Origin of the sequence: Amycolatopsis sp. MtRt-6, from assembly GCF_017308975.1 — a bacterium.
GTDB lineage: Bacteria > Actinomycetota > Actinomycetes > Mycobacteriales > Pseudonocardiaceae > Amycolatopsis.
This window is the reverse complement of sequence record NZ_JADWPD010000015.1, coordinates 21941-35475: the sequence shown is the minus strand read 5'-3', so window position 1 is coordinate 35475 and position 13535 is coordinate 21941. Positions and strand designations below refer to the sequence as shown.

The window sequence follows — 13535 nt, the reverse complement described above, 5'->3', positions numbered from 1 at the left end:
CCCATCCCCGCCCCCGCCGCGGGTGGTGTGTGTTTTGGGGTTTTCAACCCCAATAACCCCCCCCCCCCGGGACGGTGACCTGGTCAGCGGTAGCCCTGCGAGAGCGGGGTGGCGAAGCCGTCGGCGACGGTGGCCGCCAGCTCCAGCAGCGCCAGGCGCGTGTCGCCGGAGAGGCGGTCCAGCTCGATCTCCGCGCCTTCCTCCAGGTGCGGGTCGAACGGCACCTTGCACACCGCCCGGACCTTCGCGCCGAAGTGCGCCGACAGCTTGTCGAGGTCGACGGAGCCACCCTTCGGGCGGACCGAGTTGATCACCGCCACCGAGCGTTTGACCAGCTCGCCGTAGCCGTGGGCCTCGAGCCAGTCCAGCGTGGCCGAGGCGCTGCGGGCGCCGTCGACCGAGCCGGACGAGACCACCACCAGCGCGTCCGCGACGTCCAGGACGCCCTTCATCGCCGAGTGCATCAGGCCGGTCCCGCAGTCGGTGAGCACGATGTTGTAGAAGTGCTCCAGCAGGTTGACCGTGCGCCGGTAGTCGTCCTCGGAGAAGGCCTCCGACACGGCCGGGTCCTGCTCGCTCGCCAGGATCTCCAGCCGGCTCGAGCCCTGGGACGTGTACGACCGGACGTCGCTGTAGCGCGTGATGCGGGCCGCGTCGCGCAGCAGGTGACGGACCGTCGCCGTCGTTTCCAGGGGGATCTTCTGCGACAGCGTGCCGCGGTCCGGGTTGGCGTCCACCGCCACCACGCGGTCGCCGCGCAGGGACGCGAACGTCGAGCCCAGCGTGGTCGTCACCGTGGTCTTGCCGACGCCGCCCTTGAGCGACAGCATCGCGATCTTGTAGCACCCGCGCAGCGGCTGGTTGACGCGGGCGATGAGCTCGCGGCGGCGGGTGTCCGCCGGGCTCTCCCCCGGGTTGACCAGCTTGCCGGTGCCGACGTAGAGCGCCTTGCGCCAGCCGGACTGCGGGGGCCGCTTGGTCTGCTTGACCAGGTGTGCGGTCGACAGGTCGTGGCCGTGCCCGCCCGGCTGCTGCGGCGCCGCGTGCCGGCCGCCCTGGGGCTGCGGCAGGCCCGAAGGCGGGTACTGCGCCTGCGCCTGGTACTGCTGCGGCTGCAGCGGCGGCAGGTTCTGGTCGTAGCCGTAGGGCACCTGGTGCGGCCCCGACACCCCGGGGTTGACCTGGTGCGGGCCGGACACCGCCGGGTTGGGCGGCGGGGTCACCGCCTGCGTCGGCTGCACGTCGTAGGCCCCCGACGCCTCGGGGTGCGGGTGCGAGTCCGTCCGGTCGTCGGCGAACAGGCCGGCAGCGGCCGGGTCGGCCTGTTCGCGGTGGCCAGGAGCCGATTCTTCGCTGGGTCCGGTCACCGGTGAAAACCTCCACGCGCTCCGCAAGACACTCGGTCCCCCGGTGTCGACGGTAGTCGGCGGACGCGCGGGATGCTCAGCCCACCCCGGCGTAGGAGTGCAGGCCCGCGGTGACGAGGTTCACGAAGAACAGGTTGAAGACGATCGCGGCGAACCCGACGATGTTGATGGCCGCCGCCCGGGCTCCGCGCCAGCCCGCGGTCGCCCGCGAGTGCAGGTAGGCCGCGTAGACGACCCAGGCGATGAACGCGACGGTCTCCTTCGGGTCCCAGCCCCAGAACCGGCCCCACGCCGACTCGGCCCAGACCGCGCCGCAGAGCACGCCGAAGGTGAACACCGGGAAGGCGAAGATGGTGGTCCGGTAGGCGATCCGGTCGAGGACGTCGGCCTCGGGCAGCTTCGGGGCGAACCGCGCGAACTTCGTGTTGTCCTTGTCGTAGGCGGCGCGGAACAGGTAGAGCACGCTCGCCACGCCCGGCACCAGGAAGACGCCGGAGCCGATGATGGCCGCCGAGACGTGGATGACCAGCCAGTACGACTGCAGCGCGGGCTGCACCGGCGCCGCGATCGTGTACAGCAGCGTGCCGTTGATGAACATCAGGATCACGACGGGCAGCAGCAGGAAGCCGGTGAGGTGCCGGACCGGGAACTTCCACATCACGATCAGCCAGGTCACCACCGTGATGAAGGTGACCGCCATGCCGTACTCGTACATGTTGCCCCACGGCGCGCGGTGCACGGCGAGCCCGCGCAGCACGATCGCCGCCAGCTGCAGCAGCGCGCCGAGCACGAGCAGCGCCGCGCCCATCCGGCCGATCCGCTCGGGCTTGCCGACCTCGCGCGGCGCGGCCGGGACCTCCTCGACCGGCGGCCCGCCGGCGCCGACGAGCTCGCGCGCCCGCAGCTTGGCGCGCTCGGTGGCGAGCCTGCCCTTGGCGCCGAAGCCCTGCTCGACCAGCGTCATCATCAGCGCGACGACGTAGATCGCCGCGGCGGTGGTGTACAGCCAGTCGCTGTACTGCGACAACGTCTCGTTGATCGGCATGCCTCAGCCCTTCTGCCCGCTGAGCAGGCGTTCGCTGACCCGGTGGAACTCTTCGCCGTACCCGGCCTGGTCGGTGCGGGCCAGCCCGGCCACCTCGATCACGGTACCCGGGTCGTCTTCGGTCCCCGGTTTCACCCGCACCCACAGCCGGCGGCGCTTGACCAGCAGGGACGCGCCGAGACCGAGGAACATCGCGATGGCGAAGCCGAGCACGAACCCCTGCGTCGGGTCGTGGGAAACCTGGAGCGAGACCCACTGGCCGACGCCGTCGAAGCGGATCTTCGTGCCGTCGTCGAGCTTGATCTCCTGGCCGACCTTCAGGTTCTCGCGGGCGACCTTCTTCAGCCTGCCGTCGTCGACCAGCGACTGGTCGACCTCGAAGACGGACTGGCCACGCCCGGCGTCGAGGCCGAGGTCGCCGCGCAGGACGTCGACGGCGACGGCGGGGTCGCTCGCCTCCGGCGCCGACGACGTCAGGACGCTGCCGTGCAGGAACGCCGTCGGGGCGAACAGGCCGGTGATGGCCAGCTGGCGGGTCCGCCGCTGCACCTCGTCGGTGACGCCGGGCTGGTCGAACTTCGTCGCGCCCTCGGCGAGCATCGTGGCCGGGTCGACCGTGCGCCACTGGGTGTTCTGGGTGCGCTGCGAGCCGTCCGGGAAGGTGACCGTGAACTTCGGCGAGTAGCCGTGGCCGAGCAGGTAGACGCGGTCGCCGGCGGTGCGCAGCGGCGAGTTGACCTCGAGGCCGTACGGGCGCCAGGTGTTCGTGTCCAGGTCGGCGCCGGACTGGTACTCGATGTTCGAGTGGTAGTAGTCCGGCTGGCCCGACTCGGTGTAGCGCGCGGTGAAGTCGTTGATCTTCACGCAGAACGGGTTGAGGTCGGTGCCGTCGACGCGCAGGCCGGCGTTGAAGGAGTCGTAGTTGTAGATGCCGGAGTTGCAGAACGTGCTGCCGTCGGCCTGGACGATGACCTGGCCTTCGTAGCCGAAGAGCTTGCCGAGGGCGAAGAACACGATCAGGCCGAGCATGCTGAAGTGGAAGACGAGGTTGCCGGTCTCGCGCAGGAACCCGCGTTCGGCCGAGATCGTGCGGACGCCGCCGGCCTCTTCGCGCTCGACGCGGCGCCAGCCGGAGAGCTGCTTGTGGGCGGCGGCGATCTCGGCGGAGACGTCGGACTTGCCCCGGCCGATCCGATGGTGCGGCATCCGGGCCAGGTTGCGCGGCGTCAGCACCGGCTTGGCGCGCATGGCCTTGACGTACTCGAAGCTGCGCGGGGTCAGGCAGCCGACGAGCGAGATCATCAGCAGCAGGTAGATGGCCGAGAACCAGATGCTGGAGTAGACGTCGTAGAACTCGAGCTTGTCGAGCAGGGTGCCCCACCAGCCGTGGGCGCTGATGTACTCGGCGACCTTGGGGGCGTTCAGCGTCCGCTGCGGCAGCAGCGCGCCCGGCAGGGCGGCCAGCGCGAGCAGGAAGAGCAGGACGAGCGCGGTGCGCATCGACGTCAGGCCGCGCCAGGTGTTGCGGAGGAAAGCGAAGGTGCGCTTCGCGGGCGTCGGGCCTTGCGGAGTCTTGGGCGGCGCCTCGGTGGTCGTCACAGCGGCAGCCTCAGATCACCCGTGAGCTCGTTGCGGAGCCAGCCCATCAAATCTCCCCAGACGCCGGTGACCAGCAGGATGCCGACGGCCAGCAGCAGCACGCCGCCGAAGATCTGCACCTGGCGGCCGTGCCGGCGGACCCAGTCGGTGGCGCGCACGGCCCAGCGGGCGCCGAGCGCGATGAGCAGGAACGGCAGCCCGAGGCCGAGGCAGTAGACGGCGATCAGCAGGTATCCGCGGGCTTCGGCACCACCGGTGGCGCTGGCCAGCGTCATGACCGCGGACAGGGTCGGGCCGATGCACGGCGTCCAGCCGAGCCCGAAGATCGCGCCGAGCAGCGGAGCGCTCCAGACGCCACCACGCGGGACGTGGTGCGAGCGGACCTCGCGCTGCAGGCCGGGGATCCAGCCGAGGAACACCAGGGCCATGGCGATGGTCAGCACCCCGCCGAGGCGCTGCAGCACGTCCTGGTTGAGCACGAGCGTGTCGGCGAGCCAGACGAGCGTGCCCAGCGTGGCGACGAAGACGACGGTGAACCCGAGCACGAACAGCAGCGCCGCCCCGACGACGGCCCACCGCCCGTGCTTGCGTTCTTCGTCGGCGCTGACAGCGGGCGCGTCGGCCCCGACGAGCGCCGCGAGGTAGGCGAGGTACCCCGGCACGAGCGGCACCACGCACGGCGACGCGAAGGAGACGGCTCCGGCCAGCAGCGCGACGCCCGCGGCGAGCAGCAGCGGCCCGGAGATCGCCAGCTCGGTCACGGAGTTCACCCCGTTGAGGGTAGGCAGTGAGGTCCTGGTGAGAACGCCGGGGCCGCTTCACAGGACCTCGGTCACAGCAGATCAGGACCTTCGTCCCACCCCGAGCGCCCCAATGTGGCCTTCGGTGCGTTGAACGCACCGAAGGCCACATTGGGTGCGTTCAACGCAACCAAGGCCACAGTGGGGCGCGTGGTCCGAAGCGCACCTCGACGCACGGCCGGCCCCGCAGGGAGTGGCCGCCGCTGGCGGGGTCCTTCACCCAGGCTTCGACGCAGAGGACCGAGCCGTTCGGCAGGTCACGCCGCGGGTAGATGGTCCAGCCGAGGCCGGGTTCCCAGTTGCCCGTCGAGCTGTTGGTGTCGATGCCGCCGCCGTAGATGTGGTAGTGGCCGTAGAAGCCCCTGCCGGACAGCGAGTCGGCGGTGATCGACTCGACGCGCAGGCTCTGGCCTTCGACCCCGATGCAGGTCCCGTTGTTGCACCCGCTCGCCGAGGCGAACGCGGCCGTCGGCACGAGCGCGGTGGCGGCGCAGGCCACCGCCGCGGCGGCCGCAAACTTCTTGAACATCGGAAATCCCCTCAGTCCGGACAAAATGATCATGAGGAACCTATCCGAACCGTGCCCGCTGTGAGGGTTTTTCCGCCAAACGCGGTCAGGCTTCCGCATCCAGGCGCCGCACGACCGGCAGCAGGTCCTGGGCCAGCACCTGCCGCAGGAAGACCGCCGCCACCCGGTGCTGCTTGTCCAGCACGATCGTCGACGGGATGATGTTGCGCGGATAGCCGCTCAGCTTGAGCAGCACCCGGCCGTCCGGGTCGTAGATCGACGGGTACGTCAGCTTCCGGTCGCGCACGAAGTCCTGGGCCACCTCGCGCGCCGGGTCGCGGACGTCGATGCCCACCACCTGGACGCCCTGTTTGGCCAGCGACTCCATCTCCGGTGCCTCCGTGCGGCACGGCCCGCACCACTGGCCCCACAGGTTCAGCACCACGACCTTGCCGGCGAAGTCGGCCAGCGAGAGCTGCTTGCCCTCGTTCATCAGGTCCTCACCGGCGAGGACCGGGGCCGTCTGGCGCTGGGCGACGTCGTAGGTGATGTCGACCTTGCCGCCCGGGGAGACGAAGCTGAAGCTGCTCCCCTGCACGACCGCGTCCTTGCCCGCGCTGCACCCGGCCAGCGCGAGCACCGCGACCACACCTGCGACCAGCCGCTTCATGCGCCGGTCACCTTCGGGTCGGTGGTGCCCGCGGGCTCGCTGTAGACGATCTCGCGCAGCTCGTCGCCGTCGAAGACCAGGCTGGTCAGCGACGCCAGCGAGCACTGGCGGCGCCGCGGGTCGTGCCACAGGCGCTTGCCCTCGAGGAACCGCCGGAGCGTCCAGATCGGCAGCTGGTGCGACACGCAGAGGGCTTCGTGCCCGGCCGCCGCCTCGCGTGCCCGGTGGACCGCGCCGAGCATCCGGTGCGCGATCTCGAGGTAGGGCTCGCCCCACGACGGCTTGAACGGGTTGACCAGCTTCGGCCAGTGGCGAGGCTCCCGCAGCGCGCCGTCGCCGACCGCCACGTGCAGGCCCTCGAACTGGTTGTCCGCCTCGATCAGGCCCTCGTCGGTCGCGATGTCGAGCCGGTGCGCGGCGGCGATCGGGCCGGCCGTCTCCTGCGCCCGCTGCAGCGGCGACGCGACGACGTGCACGAGGTCGTGCCCGGCGACGGCCTCGGCGACCGTCAGTGCCTGCCGCTGCCCGCGCTCCGACAGCTTGTAGCCGGGAAGGCGGCCGTACAGGATTTTCGACGGGTTGTGCACTTCGCCGTGACGCAGCATGTGGACGACGGTGGTCACTGGACGGCTCCAGCCGCCGCGCGCGCCGCGGCGGGCAACGCCGCTTCGATCACCGAGAACGCTTCGTCGTCCATCGCCGCGTTGACGAACCACGCCTCGTACGCGCTCGGAGGCGCGTACACGCCTCCGTCGAGCAACGCGTGGAAGAACGCCGGGAAGCGCCACGTCTCCGACGCCTGCGCACCGGCGTAGTCGTGGACCGGCGTCTCGCCGAAGAACACGCTCACCAGGTTGCCCGCATACTGGACGTTGTGCGCAACCCCGGCTTCGCTCAGCGCGGCGTGGAAGAGGTTGCCGAGGCGCTTCGCGTTGGCGTCCAGGGCCGCGTACACGGCGTGGTCGGCCGCGCGCAGCGTCGCGAGGCCCGTGGCCACCGCGACGGGGTTCCCGGACAGCGTCCCGGCCTGGTAGACCGGCCCGCCCGGGGCGAGCTTGGCCATCACGTCGGCGCGGCCGCCGAAGGCCGCCGCCGGCAGCCCGCCGGACATCACCTTGCCGAACGTGTAGAGGTCGCCGGCCACGCCGTCGAGGCCGAACCAGCCCGCGCGCGAGACGCGGAACCCAGTCATCACCTCGTCCATGATCAGCAGCGCGCCGTGCTCGTGGGCGAGTTCCCGCAGGCCCGCGTTGAAGCCTTCGGCGGGCGCCACCGCGCCCATGTTCCCGGCCGCCGCCTCGGTGATCACCGCGGCGATCTCCCCCGGGTTGTCCACAAAGGATTTCCGGACCGCGTCGAGGTCGTTGTAGGGCAGCACCAGCGTGTCCGCGGCCTGGGCCCCGGTCACGCCCGGCGACGTCGGCAGCCCGAGCGTCGCGACGCCGGAGCCGGCCTGGGCGAGCAGCGCGTCGACGTGACCGTGGTAACACCCGGCGAACTTCACGATCTTCGACCGGCCGGTGAACCCCCTGGCCAGCCGGATCGCGCTCATGGTGGCCTCGGTGCCGGAGTTGACCAGGCGGACCCGTTCGACGGGTTCGACCCGGCCGATGATCTCCTCGGCCAGCTCCACCTCGCCGATCGTCGGCGTGCCGAACGAGAGCCCGGACGTCGCCGCCGTCCGCGCCGCCTCGACGACCGCCGGGTGCGCGTGCCCCAGGATCATCGGGCCCCAGGACGACACGAGGTCGACGTAGCGGTTGCCGTCGGCGTCCCACAGGTGCGGGCCCTCGCCGCGGACCATGAACCGGGGGGTGCCGCCCACCGAGTTGAAGGCCCGGACCGGCGAGTTCACCCCGCCCGGGATGGCCGTCTTCGCGCGGTCGAACCATGCCTTGGACTGCTCGGTTCCAGTGCTCACGGGTCCAGTGAACCAAACGCGCCTAGGATGGCGGGCAGCCGCCCGGGAGGGAAACAGCCGGTGACCGAACGCGCCCCGCACCGCAACCAGTGGCTCATGCTGGCCGGCTTCCTGGGCGTCGTCGCCGTGGTGGCCGTGGTCGGCGGCCTGGCCGCGACGTCGGCGAGGGAGGTCTACGCCCGGCTCGAGCAGCCGCCGTGGGCCCCGCCCGCGTCCCTGTTCGGTCCGGTGTGGACAGTGCTGTACATCACCATCGCGGTGGCCGGCTGGCTGTACTGGCGGACCGACGGCGAAACACGCGGGTTCGCCGCCTACGGCATCGGCCTGCTGTTCAACCTGCTCTGGACGCCGCTGTTCTTCGAGGGCCGCGCGGCCGGGCTCGCGCTGGCCGACATCGTGCTGCTCGACGTCGTCGTGGTCGTGACGATCGTCCTGTTCGGCCGCCGGTCGAAGGCCGCCGCCGCGCTCCTGGTGCCCTACCTCGGCTGGATCCTCTACGCGACGGCGCTCAACACCGCGGTCATCGTCCTCAACTAGCGCGCGGCCTCCTGGGTGATGGCCTGCGCGGTCACCGTGCCGTCGCTGCCCGCCTGCCCCTGGACGACGACCGTCGCGCCCGGCTTGAGGTCCGAAAGCTGCCCCTGCTGGGTCACCCCGATCGTCGTCGAGTCCGATGTGGACACCTTGACGTCGGTGCCCTGCGCGGTCTTGACGTACACCGTGGTGCCGTCGACGCGGTCGACCGTGCCCGTGGTGCCGCGGCCGCCGCGGAACCCGCCGCCCTGCTGACCGGCGCCGGCTTGCTGGCCGCCTTGGGCGCCACCGGCCTGGCGGGTGGGCGTCGACGGGGCCGAGGAGCCGAACGCCGCGTGCGTCCAGACGCCGCCGCCGAAGGCGACCGCGAGCACGACGAGCCCGGCGAGCACCACCGTGGTGCGGGAGAACGGCTTGGCGGCGCGGCGCATCTCGGCGTTCAGGTCACCGTCGACCGCCGGGCTGGCGACGATGTCCTCCGCGTTCGGCGGGGTCGTGGTGGACGAAGACATCGAAACTCCTTATTCGTGACGCAGGGCCTCGATGGGCCTCAGTTTGGCGGCCCGGTTCGCCGGGAAACTGCCGAAGAACAGCCCGATCAGGGCGGACACCGCGAAGGCGAGCAGGATCGACGAGGGCACGATGACGGGTTTGATCCCGGAGATGGTGAACCGGCTGCCGATCAGCCCGATGGCGACGCCGAGCAGCCCGCCGAACAGGCTGAGCATGGTCGCCTCCGCGAGGAACTGGCCGAGGATGGCCGAGCGCGGGGCGCCGATGGCCTTGCGGATGCCGATCTCGCGGATCCGCTCGGTGACCGTGACGAGCATGATGTTCGTGACGCCGATGCCGCCGACGAGCAGCGAGATCGCCGCGACCGCGGCCAGCAGCACGGTGAACGTCTCGGTCGCCGACGTCCGCGTCGCCAGCAGCTGCTCGGAGTTCTGGATCTGGTAGTCCGGGGTGCCGCCGAGCCGGATGCCGTGGCGGGCGTTGAGGATGGCGGTGATCTCGGACTGGGCCAGCGAGACGGAGTCGGCGCTGGTGGCCTGAACGGCGATCTGGCTGAGGCTGCCGTACCCGGACAGCGAGTTCTGGACCGCCGAGATCGGCGCGATGGCGACGTCGTCGGCGTTCTGCAGGCCGGTGCTGCCCTTGGGCTGGAGCACGCCGATCACGGTGAACTGGATGCTGTTCAGCAGGACGTTCTTGCCGACCGGGTCGGCGGCGCCGAAGATCGACTCCGCCGTGGTCGGGCCGAGCACGACGACCTTCCGCGCGGCCGTGACGTCCTCGCTGGTGAACAGCTGCCCTTGGGCGAGTTCGCGGTTCGTCGTGGTGAAGTACGCGGGTTCGGTGCCGGCGACGCTGGAGATGTCGTAGGACGTCTGCCCGTAGGTCGCGGTCGCCGTCGTGTTGACCACCGGTGACGCGGCCTTGACGTCCGGCGCGCCGACGGGGTCGACGAGGGCGTGCGCGTCCTGCACGGTCAGCGGCCGCGCGGTCGCGCCCTGGCCGCCGCCGCGGGCCGGGGAGACGTTGACGACGTTGGTGCCGAGGCCCTGGATGCTGGCGGCGATGGCCGCCGACGCGCCGTTGCCCACCGCGACCAGGAGGATCACCGCGGCGACGCCGATGGTGATGCCGAGCGTGGTGAGGGCCGAGCGCAGCTTGTTCGCGGTGAGCCCGCGCACGGCGAACCGCACGATTTCCAGGACGTTCACGAGACCGCCCCCACCGCGCGGGTGACCTCGTCGGACACGATGAGCCCGTCGTCGACCCGGACGACGCGGTGCGCGTGCTCGGCGACCTCGTCCTCGTGCGTGATGACGACGATGGTGCGGCCGAGGCGGTTGAGCCGGTCGAAGACGCCGAGGACGTCCTCGGTGCTGCGCCGGTCGAGGTTGCCGGTGGGCTCGTCGGCCAGCAGCATCGCCGGACCGGTGACCAGCGCCCGCGCCACCGCGACGCGCTGGATCTGGCCGCCGGAAAGTTCGCTCGGGAGGTGCTTGGCCCGTTCGGACAGCCCGACCATCTCCAGCGCCGCGAGCGCGCGCCGCCGCCGCTCCGACCTCTTCAGTCCACTGTAGACCAGTGGAAGTTCCACATTGGACAAGGCCGACGTCCGGGGTACGAGGTTGAACGACTGGAAGACGAAGCCGATCTTCCGGTTGCGCAGCAACGCCAGCTGCCGCTCGTTCAGCCTGCCGACGCCGAACCCGTCCAGGAGGTAGCGGCCGGACGTCGGCACGTCCAGGCAGCCGAGCATGTTCAGCAGCGTCGACTTCCCGGAGCCGGAGGCGCCCATGATGGCGACGTATTCGCCGGGCCACACGGTGAGGTCGACGCCGCGCAGCGCGTGCACCGCCGTCTCGCCGGCCCCGTAGGTCTTCCGCAGTGCGGAAACCGCGATCACCGGGTTCATCCGCGGCCGCCGAAGCCGCCGCCGGCGCCGCGCTGGCCGCCGCCCGGGAACCCGCCGGTCCCACCGAAGCCGCCGGTGCCGCCCGTGCGGCCGGTTCCGCCGGTGGTGCCGGTCGGCGCCGTCGCGGTGAGCACGACGTTCTCGCCCTCGGTCAGCCCGGAGGTGATCTGGACGGTCGACTCGCCACGCAGCCCGACCTGCACCTGGCGCGTGACGTTCTGCCCGTTTTCCTGCACGGTGACGAGGTTGGTGCTGCCCACGGTCTGCACGGCCGCGGCCGGCACGCTCAGCGCGTCGTCCGCCTCGGCGACGGTGATCACGACGCTCGCCGACTGGCCGGGCCGCAGCCCGTCCGGCGGGTTGGTCAGCGCGAGCTGCGCGCCGTAGGAGACGACGCTGCCGCTGGTGGTCGGGGTCAGGTTGACGCTCGACACGGTGGCCTGGACCGGCTTGTCCGGCAGCGCGTTGAGCGTCACCGTGGCCTTCTGGCCCGCCTTGACCTTGCTGACGTCGATTTCCGCGACGGAGGTGTCGACGACCAGGCCGGTCAGGTTCGTGATGGTGATGAACCCGGAGCTGCTGCTGCTCGACGCGGTGGAGCTGGAATTCTGGGAGCCCTGCCCACCCTGGCCGCTACCGCTCGACGACTGGCCCGTGGCTGCGGAGCTGCTGGAGCCGCTGGAGGACTGCTGCCCGACGGTGCCGTTGATGGCGGTGACCGTGCCGGCGCCGGGCGCGTACAGGACGGTGTTGTCGAGTGCCTGCTGCGCGGTCTGGACGTCGAGCTCGGCCTGGTCGAGCTTGGCCTGCGCCGAGGTGACGTTGTTGGCGGCGTTGGTCTGCGCGTTCTGGCTGTTCTGCCCGGTCGCCGGCGTGTCCTCCGCCGTCTCGGCGGTGTCCAAGCCGTCCTGCGCGACGGCGAGGTTCGCCTTCGCGACTTGAAGCTGTTTCGCCGCCTGGGTGCTGTCGATGGTGGCGAGCTTCTGCCCGGCGCTGACGACGTCACCGACCTTGACGTCGATCGAGGTGACCTTGCCCGCCGTGGCGAAGTTCGCCGCGCCGGTGTAGTTGCTGGCGAGCGTCCCGGCGGCGGAGATGGTCTCGGTGACCGTCGCCCGGCGCACCGGGGTGCTGCGCGACTGCGCCTGCGCCGAGCTCGGTTCGGGGCTGAACGCCTGGTATATCCCGAACCCCGCCCCGGCCAGCAGTACGACCAGAGCTCCGTTGATCACCCATGCCTTCGAGGCACGCACGCGCGTCATGCGGCAAAGATTGCTGCCGCTGCTTAGCAATGGACTGTTGGTTGCCTGTGCGCGAGCTGTGTATCAGGCGGCGGGCTTCGGACTCCGCGCACGGATGGCGAGCGTCAGCTGACGCACCGCGTCGACGAGCAACAGGGCGGCGACGGTCCCGAGCCCGATGGCGGCGGCGAGCATCCCGCCGAAGTACCGGTGCGACTCGAGCACGGCACCGTCATCGGTGGTGGTGACCACGGTGGCGACGCTGCCGTGCCAGCAGGCGTAGGCGGCCCACCCGGCGGCCACGGCGAGCACGACCTCCACCACGGCGACGAGGGTCCGCCACGGCTTGTGCAGCCGGGCAGCCGGGCCGGCTTCTTCCGGCGGCCAGAGCTCGGCCCCGGTGGGCTGCGGAAGGTCGATCACGGTCCCGATTTTCTCATGCTTCGCGCGGCGTCGCCCGGACGAGCCGGTCCAGCGCGTCCCGCAGGGCCTCGACGTCCTTCGCCCACGCCAGCACGACCGTGCCGTCGGCCAGCTTCACCGGCAGCTCGTCGTACTTCCGCGGCACCGACCAGCCGCCGCCGAGGACCCGCGCGCCGACCGGTGCGCCGACGTCCGTGACCGACGAGATCTCCGCTGCCGGGACCTTCTCGCGGCCCTGGCGCAGCTGCTCCGTCGTCACCTCCAGGGACAGGAACCGGCGGCGCGCGTACACCCACGGCATCGTGATCACGCACAGCGCGAACCCGACCATCAGCCAGCCCACGACGTGCACCGGGCCGCCCGTGGCCAGCTCGGCCAGCGCGCCCACCACGGCGAACGCCGGGCCCCAGCCGATGGCGGCCCAGCTCACGCCGGACTCGGCGTAAAGCCGGTCACTCACAGCTTCTTGCCGACCTTGGGGAAGTAGCCGCTCACCGACGGCAGGTACAGCAGCACCAGCGCGATGACGAACAACAGCACCGCGACCAGCGTCAGGTACGTCAGCACCGGCGCGAAGGTGAAGATCAGGAGCACCATCACGATCGGCAGCACGGTGAGCACTGTGCGGGCCGAGCGGGTGCCTTCGCGGGTCTTGTACGCGAACAGCAGGAACAGCAGCGTGAACACGATCGACCCGACGAGGAGGAACCACAGCATCGCCGTGACGCCGTCCGCGATCATCTGGGGCGTGATCTTCGGGTCCTTCGTGCCCTTGACGTACTGGTCGATGACCGCCGACTTGCCCGCCATCAGCTGGACGTAGCCGAGGATCAGCACCACACCGCCGGCCAGCCACAGCCAGAACGACACGGCCACCGGGCGCGGCGGAGTCGCCTTCGGGGCCCGCTCGCCGGGGAGCACCGGGTCGGGCGACCGGCCCTTTTTGCGCCGCTCGTCGTCCGTCAGACCCGTGAGGTCCTCTTTGTCTTCCACGCGAGGACT

General features: G+C 71.1%; 16 protein-coding genes. 1 reads left to right on the top strand and 15 read right to left on the bottom strand.

Annotated features, from left to right (window positions below; all coding sequences use genetic code 11):
• Positions 1 to 83: 83 nt before the first annotated feature.
• The 8 genes from I4Q55_RS24705 to hemL form a co-directional block, all read right to left on the bottom strand.
• Positions 84 to 1367, bottom strand: coding sequence for a MinD/ParA family protein (locus I4Q55_RS24705; RefSeq protein ID WP_206790895.1), 1284 nt, complete (start codon positions 1365 to 1367; stop codon positions 84 to 86).
• Positions 1368 to 1443: 76 nt separating this feature from the next.
• Positions 1444 to 2412: a c-type cytochrome biogenesis protein CcsB gene (ccsB, locus tag I4Q55_RS24700; protein ID WP_206790894.1), complete on the bottom strand. Its 969-nt coding sequence runs from the start codon at positions 2410 to 2412 to the stop codon at positions 1444 to 1446.
• Between the two features lie 3 nt (positions 2413 to 2415).
• The gene (locus I4Q55_RS24695) at positions 2416 to 4011 is read right to left on the bottom strand and encodes a cytochrome c biogenesis protein ResB (protein WP_206790893.1); all 1596 of its coding nucleotides are present in this window, start codon (positions 4009 to 4011) and stop codon (positions 2416 to 2418) included.
• Positions 4008 to 4781: a cytochrome c biogenesis CcdA family protein gene (locus I4Q55_RS24690; RefSeq protein WP_206790892.1), complete on the bottom strand. Its 774-nt coding sequence runs from the start codon at positions 4779 to 4781 to the stop codon at positions 4008 to 4010. Before I4Q55_RS24690 ends, I4Q55_RS24695 begins: the two co-directional genes overlap by 4 nt.
• Positions 4782 to 4932: 151 nt before the next feature.
• Complete coding sequence (locus tag I4Q55_RS24685) at positions 4933 to 5340, bottom strand: hypothetical protein (protein WP_206790890.1); 408 nt, start codon at positions 5338 to 5340, stop codon at positions 4933 to 4935.
• Between the two features lie 85 nt (positions 5341 to 5425).
• Positions 5426 to 5989: a TlpA disulfide reductase family protein gene (locus I4Q55_RS24680; RefSeq protein ID WP_206790889.1), complete on the bottom strand. Its 564-nt coding sequence runs from the start codon at positions 5987 to 5989 to the stop codon at positions 5426 to 5428.
• Complete coding sequence (locus I4Q55_RS24675; protein WP_206790888.1) at positions 5986 to 6612, bottom strand: histidine phosphatase family protein; 627 nt, start codon at positions 6610 to 6612, stop codon at positions 5986 to 5988. The genes I4Q55_RS24680 and I4Q55_RS24675 overlap by 4 nt, the downstream gene beginning before the upstream one ends.
• A complete protein-coding gene (hemL, locus tag I4Q55_RS24670; RefSeq protein WP_206790887.1) occupies positions 6609 to 7910 on the bottom strand; it encodes a glutamate-1-semialdehyde 2,1-aminomutase in 1302 nt (433 codons plus the stop codon). The genes I4Q55_RS24675 and hemL overlap by 4 nt, the downstream gene beginning before the upstream one ends.
• A 60-nt stretch (positions 7911 to 7970) precedes the next feature.
• On the opposite strand from hemL, the gene I4Q55_RS24665 reads away from it, so the two are divergent.
• Positions 7971 to 8447 (top strand): TspO/MBR family protein, encoded by a 477-nt coding sequence (locus I4Q55_RS24665; RefSeq protein WP_206790886.1) that lies wholly within the window; start codon positions 7971 to 7973, stop codon positions 8445 to 8447.
• Here the strand turns inward: I4Q55_RS24665 and I4Q55_RS24660 are convergent.
• The 7 genes from I4Q55_RS24660 to I4Q55_RS24630 form a co-directional block, all read right to left on the bottom strand.
• Entirely contained in the window at positions 8444 to 8956 is a 513-nt protein-coding gene (locus I4Q55_RS24660) for a hypothetical protein (RefSeq protein WP_206790885.1), read from the bottom strand. The two genes, I4Q55_RS24665 and I4Q55_RS24660, sit on opposite strands and share 4 nt — an antisense overlap.
• A gap of 9 nt (positions 8957 to 8965) precedes the next feature.
• Positions 8966 to 10168, bottom strand: coding sequence for an ABC transporter permease (locus tag I4Q55_RS24655; RefSeq protein ID WP_206790884.1), 1203 nt, complete (start codon positions 10166 to 10168; stop codon positions 8966 to 8968).
• On the bottom strand, positions 10165 to 10869 hold the full coding sequence (locus I4Q55_RS24650; protein WP_206790883.1) for an ABC transporter ATP-binding protein: 705 nt from the start codon (positions 10867 to 10869) through the stop codon (positions 10165 to 10167). Before I4Q55_RS24650 ends, I4Q55_RS24655 begins: the two co-directional genes overlap by 4 nt.
• The gene (locus tag I4Q55_RS24645; protein WP_206790881.1) at positions 10866 to 12131 is read right to left on the bottom strand and encodes an efflux RND transporter periplasmic adaptor subunit; all 1266 of its coding nucleotides are present in this window, start codon (positions 12129 to 12131) and stop codon (positions 10866 to 10868) included. Before I4Q55_RS24645 ends, I4Q55_RS24650 begins: the two co-directional genes overlap by 4 nt.
• 63 nt (positions 12132 to 12194) lie before the next feature.
• Positions 12195 to 12533, bottom strand: coding sequence for a hypothetical protein (locus tag I4Q55_RS24640; RefSeq protein WP_206790878.1), 339 nt, complete (start codon positions 12531 to 12533; stop codon positions 12195 to 12197).
• Between the two features lie 13 nt (positions 12534 to 12546).
• Entirely contained in the window at positions 12547 to 12993 is a 447-nt protein-coding gene (locus tag I4Q55_RS24635) for a hypothetical protein (RefSeq protein ID WP_206790876.1), read from the bottom strand.
• Positions 12990 to 13526: a hypothetical protein gene (locus I4Q55_RS24630; RefSeq protein ID WP_206790875.1), complete on the bottom strand. Its 537-nt coding sequence runs from the start codon at positions 13524 to 13526 to the stop codon at positions 12990 to 12992. The genes I4Q55_RS24635 and I4Q55_RS24630 overlap by 4 nt, the downstream gene beginning before the upstream one ends.
• Positions 13527 to 13535: the final 9 nt, after the last annotated feature.

Excerpts from the sequence above, each read along its gene's own strand:
- ccsB (WP_206790894.1), bottom strand. The coding sequence starts at position 2,412 with ATGCCGATCAACGAGACGTTGTCGCAGTACAGCGACTGGCTGTACACC.
- I4Q55_RS24685 (WP_206790890.1), bottom strand. The coding sequence starts at position 5,340 with ATGTTCAAGAAGTTTGCGGCCGCCGCGGCGGTGGCCTGCGCCGCCACC.
- I4Q55_RS24680 (WP_206790889.1), bottom strand. The coding sequence starts at position 5,989 with ATGAAGCGGCTGGTCGCAGGTGTGGTCGCGGTGCTCGCGCTGGCCGGG.
- I4Q55_RS24660 (WP_206790885.1), bottom strand. The coding sequence starts at position 8,956 with ATGTCTTCGTCCACCACGACCCCGCCGAACGCGGAGGACATCGTCGCC.
- I4Q55_RS24650 (WP_206790883.1), bottom strand. The coding sequence starts at position 10,869 with ATGAACCCGGTGATCGCGGTTTCCGCACTGCGGAAGACCTACGGGGCC.
- I4Q55_RS24645 (WP_206790881.1), bottom strand. The coding sequence starts at position 12,131 with ATGACGCGCGTGCGTGCCTCGAAGGCATGGGTGATCAACGGAGCTCTG.